Source organism: Psychrobacter sp. CX97, assembly GCF_057396285.1.
The window spans coordinates 36,995-51,865 of the sequence record NZ_JBXYJE010000005.1; the positions used below are offsets into that span (position 1 = coordinate 36,995).

General features: G+C 41.5%; 13 protein-coding genes. 9 read left to right on the top strand and 4 right to left on the bottom strand.

The features are described from left to right. The first annotated feature begins 93 nt into the window (after positions 1 to 93). The 5 genes from AC2SLL_RS05325 (at position 94) to AC2SLL_RS05345 (ending at position 5,115) form a co-directional block, all read left to right on the top strand. Entirely contained in the window at positions 94 to 1,089 is a 996-nt protein-coding gene (locus tag AC2SLL_RS05325) for a hydroxyquinol 1,2-dioxygenase (RefSeq protein WP_486530649.1), read from the top strand. A 60-nt stretch (positions 1,090 to 1,149) separates the two neighbouring features. Next, positions 1,150 to 2,616 carry an aldehyde dehydrogenase family protein gene (locus tag AC2SLL_RS05330; RefSeq protein WP_486530650.1) on the top strand — a complete coding sequence of 489 codons (1,467 nt, stop codon included), beginning with the start codon at positions 1,150 to 1,152 and terminating at the stop codon, positions 2,614 to 2,616. 41 nt (positions 2,617 to 2,657) lie between these two features. Next, positions 2,658 to 3,725 carry a maleylacetate reductase gene (locus tag AC2SLL_RS05335; RefSeq protein ID WP_486530651.1) on the top strand — a complete coding sequence of 356 codons (1,068 nt, stop codon included), beginning with the start codon at positions 2,658 to 2,660 and terminating at the stop codon, positions 3,723 to 3,725. A gap of 197 nt (positions 3,726 to 3,922) precedes the next feature. Further along, positions 3,923 to 4,774, top strand: coding sequence for a dioxygenase family protein (locus tag AC2SLL_RS05340; protein ID WP_486530652.1), 852 nt, complete (start codon positions 3,923 to 3,925; stop codon positions 4,772 to 4,774). 2 nt (positions 4,775 to 4,776) lie between these two features. After that, positions 4,777 to 5,115: a Rieske (2Fe-2S) protein gene (locus AC2SLL_RS05345; RefSeq protein WP_486530653.1), complete on the top strand. Its 339-nt coding sequence runs from the start codon at positions 4,777 to 4,779 to the stop codon at positions 5,113 to 5,115. Positions 5,116 to 5,173: 58 nt separating this feature from the next. Here AC2SLL_RS05345 and AC2SLL_RS05350 read toward each other — a convergent pair whose 3' ends face one another. Together AC2SLL_RS05350 and AC2SLL_RS05355 are read right to left on the bottom strand one after the other, a co-directional pair. Beyond that, a complete protein-coding gene (locus tag AC2SLL_RS05350) occupies positions 5,174 to 5,557 on the bottom strand; it encodes a nuclear transport factor 2 family protein (RefSeq protein ID WP_486530654.1) in 384 nt (127 codons plus the stop codon). 268 nt (positions 5,558 to 5,825) lie between these two features. Further along, positions 5,826 to 6,776 (bottom strand): LysR family transcriptional regulator, encoded by a 951-nt coding sequence (locus AC2SLL_RS05355; RefSeq protein ID WP_486530655.1) that lies wholly within the window; start codon positions 6,774 to 6,776, stop codon positions 5,826 to 5,828. A gap of 274 nt (positions 6,777 to 7,050) precedes the next feature. On the opposite strand from AC2SLL_RS05355, the gene trpB reads away from it, so the two are divergent. Together trpB and AC2SLL_RS05365 are read left to right on the top strand one after the other, a co-directional pair. Continuing rightward, the gene (gene trpB, locus AC2SLL_RS05360; protein WP_486530656.1) at positions 7,051 to 8,277 is read left to right on the top strand and encodes a tryptophan synthase subunit beta; all 1,227 of its coding nucleotides are present in this window, start codon (positions 7,051 to 7,053) and stop codon (positions 8,275 to 8,277) included. Positions 8,278 to 8,700: 423 nt separating this feature from the next. After that, the gene (locus AC2SLL_RS05365; RefSeq protein ID WP_486530657.1) at positions 8,701 to 9,147 is read left to right on the top strand and encodes a hypothetical protein; all 447 of its coding nucleotides are present in this window, start codon (positions 8,701 to 8,703) and stop codon (positions 9,145 to 9,147) included. Positions 9,148 to 9,326: 179 nt separating this feature from the next. Here the strand turns inward: AC2SLL_RS05365 and AC2SLL_RS05370 are convergent, their stop codons facing one another. Beyond that, entirely contained in the window at positions 9,327 to 10,934 is a 1,608-nt protein-coding gene (locus AC2SLL_RS05370; RefSeq protein WP_486530658.1) for a GMC oxidoreductase, read from the bottom strand. 788 nt (positions 10,935 to 11,722) lie between these two features. On the opposite strand from AC2SLL_RS05370, the gene AC2SLL_RS05375 reads away from it, so the two are divergent. Further along, a complete protein-coding gene (locus AC2SLL_RS05375) occupies positions 11,723 to 13,579 on the top strand; it encodes an amidohydrolase (RefSeq protein WP_486530659.1) in 1,857 nt (618 codons plus the stop codon). A gap of 157 nt (positions 13,580 to 13,736) precedes the next feature. After that, positions 13,737 to 14,099 carry a DUF1622 domain-containing protein gene (locus tag AC2SLL_RS05380; protein WP_486530660.1) on the top strand — a complete coding sequence of 121 codons (363 nt, stop codon included), beginning with the start codon at positions 13,737 to 13,739 and terminating at the stop codon, positions 14,097 to 14,099. 190 nt (positions 14,100 to 14,289) lie between these two features. Here AC2SLL_RS05380 and AC2SLL_RS05385 read toward each other — a convergent pair whose 3' ends face one another. After that, positions 14,290 to 14,862 carry an O-acetyl-ADP-ribose deacetylase gene (locus tag AC2SLL_RS05385; protein WP_486530661.1) on the bottom strand — a complete coding sequence of 191 codons (573 nt, stop codon included), beginning with the start codon at positions 14,860 to 14,862 and terminating at the stop codon, positions 14,290 to 14,292. Between the last annotated feature and the right edge of the window lie 9 nt (positions 14,863 to 14,871).

Consider the following 14,871-nt stretch of genomic DNA (forward strand, 5'->3'; position numbering starts at 1 on the left):
TAAGAGATAACTTTTAATAACTAGGTTCTCAGAAACCTTGAGAGTTTCTGACAATCCACCAAGGGAATTACATAACATTCAAGGAGAGAGAAAATGACCGTCACTTTTGAAGATACTGGCGTTACCGTTATCGCCCGTGATGACATTACTGGCTATGCTTCTTTTCAACTGGGTAAATTTACCTTCAGTAGAGATGAGTATTTTGTAAAAATCACGTGGGAGGCTAAGAACGAAGAATACTCTCATCTTATGTCTGCCGACGCTTTTCTAAGAGCATTAATGCGCGATGTGGCATGGGGTTTCTTTTATGGCTGGGTCAACTTTGATCATGTCATCGGCACCCAAAACCATTATGGCAGTGTAGATCTTTATGCAGGCACTTTTAATGGTGTGTTTAGAGAAGCCGGCGTAGATTATGTTGAGAACTTTGAGACGCCTGTCATTATGCAGACCTTTAAAGCCATTTTACATGACTGGGTTAATGAAAGTTTCGATCCATTTGCCGCCCCCGAAGAAACGGGCAGTGCCTTTGGTCGTAAGAACGGAAACAACAGTGAAGCGATTGACCGCTATCGAATTGCGACAAAACGCATGCCGGGCTTAGAGGGAGACTCACCGTTACGCGACGATTTACCAGTCAATCGTCATTTTAAAGATATTGCACAAGATGAGCCTGTTGTACATTGTGAGCCGGGATTTGAAGGTCAGCTTAGCGGCTTTAATCTCTTTAAGTATCTCTCTCGCTCTGATGTGACATGGAACCCATCGGTCACTTCGGTGTGTAAAGAAAGCCTATTCTGCCCGACCACAGAAGAGTATATCTTACCCGTGTTCCATGGCAACGATCGCGTCGAATGGTTTTTACAAATTTCAGATGAGATCACTTGGGATATTGGCGACAAAGTAGATGGTAGTCCGATTGCTAGAGTCATCATGAAAGCAGGTGATATCGCTGCCATGCCAGCTAATATTCGTCATCAAGGCTCTTCTACCAAACGCTCTATGTTACTCGTTTGGGAAAACGCCACACCGAATATTCCAGAGAAATATGCATCAGGTGAGTTGTCGCCCTATCCAATAGACTTTTGACAACTCAATTAAAGGGCCTCTTGCCCTTTTACCCTTTCATTCGAATTTATAGGTTAAGTTATGAATACTCAGTTATTTATTGATGGTCAATTTGTCCCTGCTAAAAATGGTGGCACGATTGACGTGATCAATCCATACAACGGCGAACTCATCACAAAGATTGCGGCTGCTGAAGCCGAAGATGTCGATTTGGCTGTTGCCGCGGCTAAGCGAGCATTTCCAGCATGGTCTGCTATGGGTGCGTCTGAGCGTGGTAGGCTGTTATTAAAATTAGCAGACCTTATCGAGGACAATTTAGAAGAATTAGCACAGCTCGAGTCATTAGATACGGGTCATCCTATTCGAGATTCACGCCGTCTGGATGTGCCTCGTACTGCAGGCTGTTTTCGATACTTTGGCGGTATTGCCGATAAGATAGAGGGCTCAGTTATTCCTGTTGAGCCTGGGTTTTTAAACTATGTATTACGTGAACCCATTGGCGTAGTTGGTCAAATTGTACCGTGGAATTTTCCACTGATGTTTACCAGTTGGAAACTAGGCCCAGCTCTAGCGGCAGGTAACACCGTGGTATTAAAACCTTCTGAATTAACCCCATTATCGACTATAAAGATAGCCGAGCTGATCAAAGAAGCTGGCTTCCCTGATGGGGTAGTTAATGTGGTCGCGGGCTATGGCAAAACAGCGGGACAACGCCTTGCCGATCATGAAGATGTCGGCAAAATTGCCTTTACCGGTTCAACAGCGACAGGGCGTAGCATTGTCCACTCTTCAGCAGGTAACTTAAAACGCGTTCAGTTAGAATTAGGTGGCAAAGGGGCAAATATTGTCTTTGAAGATGCCAATATTGATGCGGCAGTCAATGGGTCTGCATGGGCAATTTTCCATAACCAAGGACAGGCCTGTATTGCAGGGTCACGTTTGCTATTACATGAGGCAATTGCCGATGAGTTTTTGGATAAATTTATCAAGCTTGCTGAGTCTATTAAGCTGGGCGACCCATTAGATCCTGAAACAGAAATGGGCCCACTTACCTCTGAGGCTCACCGCGATAAAGTGCTCTCTTATGTAAAAATCGCTGAAGAAGAAGGCGGTAAAATTCTCTCTGGGGGTAAATCTCCTGAGGATGAAGCGCTTAAGAATGGGTTCTATCTACTGCCTACTATTGTCGATGCTAATCCCAAAGACCGTGTTGCTCAGGAAGAGGTATTCGGCCCATTCATTACGGTGTTAAGATTTAAAACAGATGAAGAAGCATTAGAGATTGCCAACTGTACCGAATATGGGTTAGGCAGCGGACTGTGGACCAAAGACATTCAGCGCGCCCATCAATTTGCCAAAAAGATCAATGCTGGTATGTGCTGGATTAATTGCTATAAAAGAGTCAATCCAGGCAGCCCATTTGGTGGGGTTGGTAAATCAGGTTATGGACGTGAAATGGGTTTTGAAGCCATTCATGATTACACCGAAGCCAAGTCTGTCTGGGTCAATGTTGATGCGAAAATTCCTCCACATTTTGATAGAGGCTAACGCTTAATTAGCGGGAAAACACACAAATGGAGAACTTGCTCATGGATGACTTTCACTATAAAGCCTTACCGCTTAATGTACATTTTGGCATTGGTAAATCATCACAAGCCAAACAAATATTAGTTGATAACGGCTATAAAAATGTATTGGTTCTTACCACACCCGATCAGCAAGCGTCTGGAGAGAAGCTCGCCAAAGAACTGCAAGGTATTTGTGCAGGCGTCTACCCGCATGCAGTGATGCATGTTCCGATGGACGTCGCTAATAAGGCAGTAGAATTTACTCAATCCAACCAGATTGATTGCTGCGTTGCCCTAGGTGGTGGTTCAACCATCGGGCTGGCTAAAATGATTGCTCTTAAGACTGAGATTCCGATCGTTGCCATACCGACGACTTATGCCGGTAGTGAGATGACATCCGTGTATGGGTATACGGAAGACAACTTAAAAACAACGGGCAAGGACATTCGTGTTCTGCCTAAAATTACTATTTACGACCCTGAGCTTACCTTGACCTTGCCCGCACAGGTCTCCGCTTGCTCAGGGATGAATGCGATGGCGCATGCCGTTGAGGCATTATATGCTCAAGATAAAAATCCTATCATCAGTCTATTAGCCATTGAATCCATCAAGTCGTTGGCAGCGGCTTTACCTGTGATTGTAAAAGACTTAACCGATATTACTGCCCGTCAACAAGCAACTTATGGTGCTTGGCTTGCAGGGGTATGTCTTGGCTCAGTTGGCATGGCCATTCATCATAAGATATGCCATACCTTAGGGGGCACCTACAACCTACCCCATGCACAGGCGCATGCCATTACCTTAGCCTACTCCGTTCACTACAATCGCAATGCAGATATCGAGGCGATGGATAAACTGGCCGAGGCCTTGGGTGTAAACAGCCGTGAAGATCTGGGTGTCGCCATTTATCGCCTAAACGAATCGTTAAATATTCCGCTAGCGCTAAAAGACATAGGCTTGCCTGAGGAAGGGCCTGCTAAAGTGGCACAGATTGTCTGTGATAGTCCGTATTATAACCCTCGTGACTATGAGTACGCTGAGTTAAAGGACTTATTAACTAGAGCCTATCGGGGTTTACCCCCTGTTTAAGCGCAATACTGCCTGCTCAGGATGAGTACGCAGCTTAAAACTGATATTACAATCACTTACCTTGGTGTCGTCATCAATAACTCGTCAAATGACTTAAAGTTATGAGCCATTTTATGAGCCGCTTTATGAGCCGTTTTATAAACCATTGACTATATGATGGATTATCAAGATAAGTGACAGGGAATAGGGAGTAAAACATGGACGTAACCTCACAAGCCGTTGCCAGCTTTCAGCAAATTGAAAACCCGCGACACAAACAGCTCATTACCACTCTGGTACAAAAGCTGCACGACTACGTTCAAGAGGTGCAGTTAACGGAAGAAGAGTGGCTGTATGCGATTAACTTCCTGACCGAAACTGGGCAAATGTGTCATGAACAGCGCCAAGAGTACATTTTATTATCTGATGTGCTTGGGGTGTCTATGCTGGTCGATGAAATTAACAATCAAAAGGATGACACCCAAACCCCTTCCACCGTGTTTGGGCCATTCTTTGTGGATAAAATGCCAATACGCAAGTTTGCGGACAGTATTGTGGTCGAGGGTAATCAGCCTGCTATTCCTTTGCTAGTGAAAGGTCAGATTCGCAATACAAAAGGCGATTCCATTAGCGAGGCCTATATCGATGTCTGGCAAACTGCGGATAATGGGATGTATTCTGGACAAGATCCTGAGCAACAAATCGACAATTTGCGCGGCTTATTCATTAGTAAGTCTGATGGTCGCTATGCCTTTAAGTCAACCTTACCTGTCAGTTATCAGATTCCGTCAGACGGCACAGTGGGACGGCTGCTCAATTATGCCAAACGCACCTTTTGGCGACCTGCTCACATCCATTTCAAAATAGTAGCTCAGGGGTATCAATCGTTAGTCACCCATTTGTTTATAGAAAATGATGACTATCTGCAAAATGACGCCGTTTTTGGCGTGAAAGAGCGTTTAATCGTGCAGCCAACACTTGAGCATGCCGACGAATATAGTAAAACCGTATATGGACTTGATAAGGACTATTACCAAATCGAATATGATTTTGTACTGTCAGGGGGGTAATAATGACCCAATTAATCAAACTGTGTGAGCAGGTAGATTTTGCAGAAGAAAGCTGTCTGCGAGTTACCCATCCGCACGATAGTAAAAAAAGTATCCTAATTATTGAAAAAGACAATCGTTTATACGCTTATGAAAATGTATGTCCACACTTCTCAATACCTCTTGATTACAAAAAAGGTAAGTTCCATACCTATCGGGATCAAGTAATGTGCGCTCATCATTCTGCTATGTTTACCATCACTACGGGCGAATGTGTTGACGGCCCTTGTCAAGGTCACTCACTTACTCCCGTACCCATCGATGTTAAAGATGGCGTAGTATTTTTAACAGATTTTGTTTAATGATAAGTAAGAGAATCAATGATGTAAACATGAGCCTACCTACTTATAATCATTGCTGTTATTCATCACCAAAGGCAGTAGATTGATACATCATTAGTTTTAACTGATCGTTGTCTTTATTCCAAATGGACAAGGCGCGATTTTGCAAGGTACGTGGTTGGTTATTTACCAATAATTCTGCATAAAGATTAGCGATCACAATCACGCAATCTTTCATATCAATGATATCTACGATGTCATAGTCAATGCTTTTATAATCATAATACCCTACTCGTAACTTGGTTATAAACACCGTTAAATCTTCCACTGTGCCACTCGTATGCACGTAGCGTAAATTGTTATCACACAGGGTACTAAATTCATCAAAGCGCTTCTGAATTAAACAATCAAAGCGATGTTTTTCAAGTGCTCTAATTTGAGTTTGAATGTCTTGGGTTGGCATAGCTATCCTATTTCCCTAATTCATTTATTGTCTCATTAAGTGTATTTGATTTTCAGTGCGTTGATTGTTTTAAATAGTAAAACACTGTGTTTATTACAACAGAGCTTAAAAGCCCATACAGTAGATGAATTGATGTTAGGCACTCATAAATACACATAAATAATAGTATAACAGGCGGCTATTGGGTGCTTAAAGTATATAACTTGTGGTCAAGATATCGCTTTATTTAGTCAAAGCAAAAAGCTTTACTTAGTTAAAGCAAAATTAGTTAAAGAAAAGACTTGATCACAGGAGACAGATAGCCCCGTTCAATGAGCGCCTCATCCCATTCAGGTAACGGCGACACTCTTTCAATGAGAAAGTCCAAAACACTGCGAATTTTGATTAAATTTCTTGAATTGGAAGGAAATACTGCTCTAAGGCTATATCTAGGCATAGGATAGTCCACCAATAACGGTATGAGCTTTTGATTTAATAGACTATTCCTGGCAACAAGAGTGGGTAAACAAACAATAGCCCCACCTGTTAAAGCAAAATCATGAAGCAGGTGAATGGAGCTAGAAGAGACTCTGGCATTAATTGAGTACTCTTTAAACTCGCTATTAACTAAAAACTTGATTTTATTTCTTTCAGGATAGTTGGAATAATAACCAAGTTCGTATTTATGTAGCTCGCTAGGATGTTGTGGTTGTCCATGCTGTTCAATAAAAGCTGGCGAGGCACAAAACACCCTATTTATTTGGAATATTTTACGCTCAATTAAACTGATCCCATTTGGTGGGAAAATTTGAAATACAATATCAAATCCAGAGGTCACAGGGTCAATGACGCGATCGTTGGTTTCTATCTCTAGCTGAATATTTTTATATTTCCGAGTAAAATCAGACAAGATTTCATTAAAGAAACTTAAAGCGAAACCTGGTGCCATATACACTCTTAAACTGCCGTGCATGTCACTTTTCGCCAGTGACATATCGCCTACTAACTGCTCAAAACGATCAATGAGTTCAACGCACTCTTGATAGTATTTCTCGCCAATTTCTGAGAGCCTAACTGAACGGGTACTGCGATGAAAAAGAGGGGCATTAATAAAAGTCTCAAGTTGTTGAATGCGAGTAGTCACGACAGAGCGTGTGACACCTAATTGTTTTGCTGCCTTTATAAAACTACCACTTTGAGCCACTCTGACAAATGCTTCCATGCATTTTAACTTGTCCATGATGAGTTATTCCTATACTTAAACTTTCATTATCTTAATATAGCATCATTCATCACTACCCTGAGTTTCCAATTTAGATTTATTTCATGCCCGAGTGATTCGTAAAAACTACTTTTCAATCTATCTTGACCTCGAATATAAACTCCTTTACAATTTGTTAATGTAGTATCATCGTACTAGAACGTTGATACAAATAATGCTTATATTTAAACACATTGCGCCCACTGTTAAATAAAAAATATTCTATAACCGTTCTAAGATTTGAGGAATTACTATGACAACAGCAAACCATAGCGATAGGTATGGCCTACACCAATCAACGCTTCCTGATGACGACGGTTTATTTGGCGAGTTTGGAGGTAAGATTGGTCATCCTGAATTGGCTAAAGCGATGGACGAAATAGCGGTAGGCTTTCGGGACATCATCAAAAATGAAGACTTCATCGCTGAAATGCAACGCCTACGTAAAACCTATATCGGTAGACCTAGCCCTGTGTATCATGCCCAGCGTTTGAGCAAGTATTGCGGTGGCGCACAGATATACTTTAAACGTGAAGACTTGAACCACACTGGCGCTCACAAAATTAACCATTGTTTGGGTGAAGTTTTGCTGGCTAAAAAGCTGGGCAAAACCAAAGTCATTGCCGAAACGGGGGCGGGGCAACATGGTGTGGCATTAGCGACCGCAGCGGCACTCATGGGTATTGAGTGTGAAATTCATATGGGTGTTGTGGATATTAAAAAAGAACACCCGAATGTTAGCCGTATGAAAATTTTAGGTGCTAAAATCGTCCCAGTATCGCGTGGTGCAGGTACGCTTAAAGAAGCGGTAGACAGTGCTTTTGAAGCCTACCTTGAACAGTTAGATACCAGCATGTTTGCCATTGGCTCAGTGGTTGGCCCTGCGCCCTACCCTGAAATTGTGGCTTATTTTCAGTCTGTGGTTGGTCATGAAGCACGCCAGCAATTTTTAGACACGACGGGTAAATTGCCAAATAAGGTAGTGGCTTGTGTGGGGGGTGGCTCTAATGCTCTTGGCATATTTAGTGGCTTCTTAGACGATAAAGATGTGGCTAAAGTTGGGGTTGAACCCGCTGGCGAAGGTCTAGACACGCCAAACCACGCTGCAACGATGACGTTAGGCGTTAAAGGCGAGATTCATGGTTTTAAATGCTATGTCTTGCTAGATGAGAATGGCGAGCCTGCACCTGTGCATTCCATTGCGTCAGGACTTGATTACCCAGGTATCGGCCCACAGCATTCTTATTTAAAAGATGCTAACTTAGCCACTTATACCAGCGTGACCGATAAAGAATGCTTGGATGCGTTTATGGCATTGTCTCGCCAAGAGGGTATTATCCCTGCCCTAGAATCTGCCCATGCCATTGCTTATGCGATGAAAGTAGCTAAAGACATGTCTCCTGATGAGACTATCTTAGTCAATCTATCAGGCCGTGGCGATAAAGATATTGATTATATTTTGGATAAAGTTGAGTTATAAGCGTGTCTTGTTTGGCGGGTTTTATCCCATAGCTTTATCCCATAGTTTTATAAAATATAAGTTGTCCGATGTGCTCAGTTTTTCTATCTATGGAGCATGAAGACTATGCAGCCTGAATGTGATATTGATTCTGCTCTGAAATACCCTAACCATAAACAAGCAAGCAGAATTAGCGTAGCAAATAGCAACTGGGAAGACAGTTAGCGGGCATCTATACAATAATACATGGCGTTTTAGATAGCGTAAAAAGGTTTGTATTTGTTTTTTTGTCACTTTTTTACCTTAAACTGTCAACATTCTTTGCTATAGTCAAAGCGTTACAGTCAAAGATATCCTAAGTTACTAAGGGATTGATTACTTTTTGCTCTAGCATGCGCTGAAATAAAGTTAACCGTTTAAATAAACCAACTAAATGGAGTTTTTATGTATCATTACAATGCAGAAACTGGTCTTGAGAAAATACCGTTAGAGCAAGTTAAATTTTTAAAAACTTTCTATGATAAACAAAAGCACCAAAGCTTAGCAGAAGCCATAGGTTTTGATGCTGTGCAGGATATCTTTGTTTTAGATGAAAGCATCGACTATGATGCTCAAGACTATTCAATTGCTGTGAAGACCGTTTCTGATAAAACAAAAAGCTATGATCACGGTTACACCAATTATCATGCGGTCATTGAGGTACGTAACTATGATTCGGTCAGCTTAGTTTTTGTTGAAGACCCTTTGTCTTTGTTAGAGTTGCTCAGTGAGTTACTGGCGCAACAAGAGCTGCTTGGTATGACAGAATACGACTATGAACTTGTTGAGGATTTTTACGACGACATTGAGGAAGACGATGACGATGACGATGACGATGACGATGACGACTAGATTATGACGTGTTTAGTCCTACTTATCGAATAAAAAACCGCCTAATCTGAGCTAAAACCCAGAGCTTAGGTGGTTTTTGTCATTTTACTCACAGTTTTACAGAGGCAGAAAAAAACGGCTTACCTGATTTAGACTGCCTCTTTAAGCTACCTCGGCTGGTGCTATACTATTGAAATGATTTAAGCAAAATCCTGCTGCAAAATATAACTCATGTTGCGTTCAGCAAGCCCCGTAATAAACACGTATGGATTCACACCCGCACTACCGGGAATCAAGGCCCCATCTTGCACATAGATATTTTCATGACCTTTAACACGTCCAAACTCATCAGTAGCCAGACCTAAGACACAGCCGCCCAATGGATGATAGCAAAAATCATCCCCAAAACCTTCGTTAAATAATAGACTCGACGTAGTACCACCATTCGATTCAGCTAATTTTTCAATCAGCGCTTTAGCGGCCTTTACCGAGTATTCATTTTGTGAGCGCTTCCAGTTTAGCTTAACCGTTTTTGAGGTTTTATCATAATAGTAATTACCTCTCTCTGGATTATCAGTGATGGCAAGATATAAAGTCGTCCATGTCTCCAAACCTAATGGAAGCGGTGCAATCTCAGCAAAAATTTTATAAGGCGATCCGCCTCTATCTCCATCCCACATATTGATACCTTTTACAGGTATCGTGGACTGAATCTTGCCAGCGGCATGCACAAAATTTCGCCCTGTCATAATATTGCCATTGGGCCCCCAGTGTTGACCTATGTGTTCATTTAAGTTGGTAAGCTTACCTTCAGCTTGGCTCTTTAATAATAGCTCAGAGGTCCCTGTACTACCCGCATTTAGAAATAACTTATCACACGTATAGCGCTCAATGGCATCCACGCCACCTCGTTTGTTTAATACATGAACTTCTAACGCAAGTTTGTCATCGTCTAAAGACTCTATAGATGCTACTTTACGCAACGTCTTAACCTCGACATTACCCGTCGCCTCTGCATCTTTGAGATAGGTTAAATCCAGCGAAAACTTGCCCGCATTGTTACCATAAATAACCTCGCCACCTAGCCCTGATTGATACACCTCACCTTTGGCTTCTTTTTGCATATAGTCAAAGTCATAACTGTTACCAAAAAATTCAGTTTTCAACCCCGCTTTTGTCGCTTGACGTTCTGCAGCGCGTGTAAATTCGTAGTGTTCAGAATTATTAAAAAAGTCTTTAGGAATCTGGCTTACCTTCAATGACCGCAGAGCACGAGGGAAAAATACATCGTACATCTCATTACTATCTATCCATGCAAAGGTCTTCTCAAAATCAGAACGTCTTGGCTGGATGGCGATGGCGCCATTGACGATGGAGCCACCACCATAAGCTCGACCCGCATACACTTTCATATCATCGTATTTGATTAAATCTAATACGCCAGGGTACTTTCTAATCACTCTAGGAATGAGTATGGGGGCATTGGGCCGGTGGCTAAACCAACTTGAACGCTCATCGGCATTAATCATTTTGCAAAAAGTATCATGCTCAGGCGTTCTATCCCAACGCATACCCATTTCTAAAATCAAAACTCTATGACCTTGCTCGCTCAAGCGTAATGCGCAGACTGCTCCGCCATAACCACTACCGACAATAATGTTCGTAAAGTCTCCCGCCTGCTTAATGATCTTAGGCTGCGCGGCAGTTGTGCTAACTTTGCCAAGCGTTTGACACCCGGTTACAGTTGCCGATGTCCCGACAGTGCCTAGGCCTAGGCTCATTGACTTAATAAATTTACGTCGTTTCATTTGATTCCCAATGTATTTAAGTAAACAGCGCAAGAGTGCTATATGCTAATAAATTAGAAACTGTATTCATAAGCTACAGTCCGGAGCTTTTTAGAATTAAATAAGACCATACAAGGCACCATTAATATAAGGCTCCACTAAGTTATAAGTTAAAAGCTCGGGTTGAATAGTCATTCTGTTTAATCCTAATTTTAACCAAGTAGCGGCTTATTCTAGGCGAAAACAGCCAACTATAAGTTGTGAATACAGGTTCTTATTACGCTACTGGCATAGATTGATTGTAGCAAGATTGGCTTTCTCTATACTTTAGCTTACGTAACGGATTAGATAAAAATCCTTCATACGTTGCTCTATTTCATATTACGCAGCAATACTTCAAATTATCAAATTATCAAATCCTGTAAATATAAAATGGTTATAAACCACCTGAACGCACATACTGACCTGATCTATAACCGACACTTGTTTGAAAAGAGCTATTTGCTTTAAGGCGGTAGCTCCTACCCCGTTCTAAATAACTCTAATAACTCTAGAAAATAAGCTGTGAAGATAAGCTTTATTATAAAACTTACTGGTAAAGCTTAGTTTAACAATGTTACTTTTTGTTTCTCTTGTTTATAAAAGTTTACAGAACCGATTCTGTATTATATTTCTGTGCTAAATTATCTCTCGCAACAATGTCTTTGTCTTTCTTCCGGTTTAGTCTTTATTCCTTTAGCCTTTATTCATAATTATTAGGAATATTAATGGTTAGTAGGAAGAAAATTAATAGTTATTAGGAAAATACTATGAAAAGAAATATGCAAAAGAAAAACCTAATTCTACTTGCGGGGGCAGCAACTGTTTTATCTGCTTGCGCAACGCAAAGCTCATCACAAAGCCCCACTTCAACGCTTCAGTCAGCTGATATGATTGTTACCAATGCCAAAGTTGCGGTTATGGATGACAAGAGAACCACAGCTGAAGCCATTGCTATTAAAGACGGTAAAGTATTAAGCACTGGTAGTGATGAAGATATTCTGCGCTTACGAAATGCCAGTACCAAAGTCATTGATGGGCATGGTAGAACGCTTATCCCTGGTCTGAATGACTCACATCTTCATGTTACTCGTGGTGGCCGTTTTTACAATACTGAACTACGCTGGGATGGGGTAACCTCATTAAAAGAAGCACTACGCATGCTAAAAGAGCAGGCAGATAGAACCCCTAAAGGGCAATGGGTACGAGTGATTGGTGGGTGGTCACCTTACCAGTTTGAAGAAAAAAGACTGCCAACCATTGAAGAAATCAATGAAGCGACTGGTGATACCCCCGCTTTTGTCTTGTATCTATATAGCCGTGGTTGGTTAAATAAAGCCGGATTAAAAGCATTAAATATTGATAGAAATACTCAGCCACCTAACGACCAAAGTCGTTATGAGAAAGATAAAAACGGCGACCCAACAGGTGTTTTGTTGGCAGAACCAAATGCCATGATTTTATATCAGGTTATTGGTAAGCTTCCTCCTTTATCAGAGAAGGAGATGATTAACTCCAGCAAACACTTCAACCACGAATTAAACCGTTTTGGTCTAACCAGCGCGATTGACGCTGGTGGTGGTGGTCATACCTTCCCAGAAGATTATGACGCCTCTAAAGCATTAGCAACCAGCGGCGATTCATCACTACGTATCTCTTACTACTTGTTCCCTCAAAAAGCAGGTGAGGAGCGTAAAGCCTTTGAGAAATGGATGGCTAATAACACCGCTTCTGTCAATGAAGATGTAGAGCATGAACACGGCTATGAGTTAGAAGGTGGTGGTGAGTACATGACTTGGGCAGCGGGCGACTTTGAAAACTTCTTAGCGCCTAAGCCATTTATTAAAAATAATAAAGGGTGGCGTGAAAGTACCAAAGAAGTTATCCAAATGCACGTGGATAAGGGCTGGCCATTTAGACAGCACTCGACTTACGGCGAAAATACCAAGCTAATCGTAGATTTGGTGGACGAGATTGACCGTGAAAATAACGGTAAGATCAAGAATGATATGCGCTGGGCAATTGACCATGCTGAAACCGTTAGTGATGAAACCCTACGTGAAATCAAACGCTTAAATGGCGGTATATCCGTTCAAGATCGTATGGCATATGCAGGTGAGTACTTTGTCGAAAGATATGGTGCTGAGGCGGCAAAAACCAGCCCCCCATTTAAGAAAATCTTTGATATGGGTATTCCTTTAGGGTCTGGTACGGATGGCACCCGTGTGGCAAGCTACAACCCATGGATTTCTTTGTACTGGATGACCACAGGTAAGACAGTCGGCGGTACTCAGCTTTATGGTAAAGATAACACCTTATCACGCGCTGATGCGCTTGAAGTCTATACCAGTGGCAGTGCATGGTTCTCAAGTGAGGAGGATGTGAAAGGGACTCTTGAGCCTGGTAAATATGCAGACTTTGTGTTGTTATCAGACGACTACTTCACAGTACCTGAAGAGAAAATTAAAACCATCGAATCTGTGTTGACAGTGGTTGGTGGCGATGTTGTATATGGTGCTGGCGAATACAATAAGCTTAATCCTCAACTGCCTGAAGTTATTCCAAGCTGGTCGCCAGTAAAATACTATGGTGGATACCAAAACCCTAGCAAACCTGCCGCTAATTAACGGATAGTTTAACGACTACGGGCGGCGTTAACATTTGGATATTAAAAATCGGTCTGTTATATCAGACCGATTTTTTTATTATATGATAACGACAGCATTAAGCCATTAATCAACAAACTGTATCGATGAAGGTTTTTAAGTATAGCGGAGAATTATAATGACAGAACAACTGGTTCACACTATCGATATAATCGCCAAAATAGTGGAGTTTGTAGGGGTAATGATTATGTTTTTAGGGCTGGTAATGGCTTTTTATAAAGCCGCTGTCGCCGCAAAAAAGTTTAGTCAAGATACTTATTTCGATATTCGACAAGGCGTTGGTAAATCTATCTTATTAGGTTTAGAGGTTTTAATCGCAGCAGACATTATGGCTACTGTGGTCACTGAACCTACCTTACGCAGTGTCTTAGTATTGGGTGTCATTGTACTTATCCGTACTTTTTTGAGCTTATCACTACAAGTAGAGCTTGAAGGACGTTTCCCTTGGCAAAAAAAGCAGGCTATTAACAATAAAGAATGAGTAAACCAACTCTGGTAAAAATAGACTCGAGTTAAAAAACGTTAGAATCGTTAGAATAAGAAATACAACCTATAAACCCTGATTATTCTATTTATATCGCTTATTGAGTTGATATAGATGATGGGTAACTCCTACACTACACTGCCCTACCTATATACTATTTTTAATGACCTATTTTAACGGACCTGTTCTAACGGGTTTCCAAAACCTGTTGGTAAACTTGTTCATCGGATTTAGAAAAGCAGCAGAAAATCACTTCTTTGACTGAAAGATCAGAAGTAGAGGCTATTTCATTCATGAGATAACCTTGAACAGTGGCAATCGCTATTTTGGTTGCCTGCTCTATAGGATAGCCATACACACCCGTACTAATGGCTGGGAAAGCTATGCTTTGCACGCCGTTATCTAGCGCCAATTGAAGAGAGTTGCGATAGCAGTTTGCCAATAACTCAGACTCATTATGATTGCCTCCCTGCCAAACAGGTCCTACAGTATGAATAACGTACTGACTTGGCAAATTAAATGCTGGCGTTATCTTCGCTTCTCCAGTTTGGCAGCCATTTAAGGTACGACAATAGGCTAACAACTCAGGCCCAGCAACTCGGTGGATAGCTCCATCAACACCGCCGCCGCCTAGCAAACTTGAGTTAGCAGCATTAACAATAGCATCTACCAAAAGTTTAGTAATATCGCCCTGTACAACCGATAGTCTAATATCCTGTGCCTCTCCTAATTTATTAACAAATGTTAGCTCTTTAGTCATAATTTTTAC

Coding starts and splice junctions, on each gene's coding strand:
- AC2SLL_RS05325 (WP_486530649.1), top strand. CDS start 94: ATGACCGTCACTTTTGAAGATACTGGCGTTACCGTTATCGCCCGTGAT.
- AC2SLL_RS05330 (WP_486530650.1), top strand. CDS start 1,150: ATGAATACTCAGTTATTTATTGATGGTCAATTTGTCCCTGCTAAAAAT.
- AC2SLL_RS05335 (WP_486530651.1), top strand. CDS start 2,658: ATGGATGACTTTCACTATAAAGCCTTACCGCTTAATGTACATTTTGGC.
- AC2SLL_RS05340 (WP_486530652.1), top strand. CDS start 3,923: ATGGACGTAACCTCACAAGCCGTTGCCAGCTTTCAGCAAATTGAAAAC.
- AC2SLL_RS05345 (WP_486530653.1), top strand. CDS start 4,777: ATGACCCAATTAATCAAACTGTGTGAGCAGGTAGATTTTGCAGAAGAA.
- AC2SLL_RS05350 (WP_486530654.1), bottom strand. CDS start 5,557: ATGCCAACCCAAGACATTCAAACTCAAATTAGAGCACTTGAAAAACAT.
- AC2SLL_RS05355 (WP_486530655.1), bottom strand. CDS start 6,776: ATGGACAAGTTAAAATGCATGGAAGCATTTGTCAGAGTGGCTCAAAGT.
- trpB (WP_486530656.1), top strand. CDS start 7,051: ATGACAACAGCAAACCATAGCGATAGGTATGGCCTACACCAATCAACG.
- AC2SLL_RS05365 (WP_486530657.1), top strand. CDS start 8,701: ATGTATCATTACAATGCAGAAACTGGTCTTGAGAAAATACCGTTAGAG.
- AC2SLL_RS05370 (WP_486530658.1), bottom strand. CDS start 10,934: ATGAAACGACGTAAATTTATTAAGTCAATGAGCCTAGGCCTAGGCACT.
- AC2SLL_RS05375 (WP_486530659.1), top strand. CDS start 11,723: ATGAAAAGAAATATGCAAAAGAAAAACCTAATTCTACTTGCGGGGGCA.
- AC2SLL_RS05380 (WP_486530660.1), top strand. CDS start 13,737: ATGACAGAACAACTGGTTCACACTATCGATATAATCGCCAAAATAGTG.
- AC2SLL_RS05385 (WP_486530661.1), bottom strand. CDS start 14,862: ATGACTAAAGAGCTAACATTTGTTAATAAATTAGGAGAGGCACAGGAT.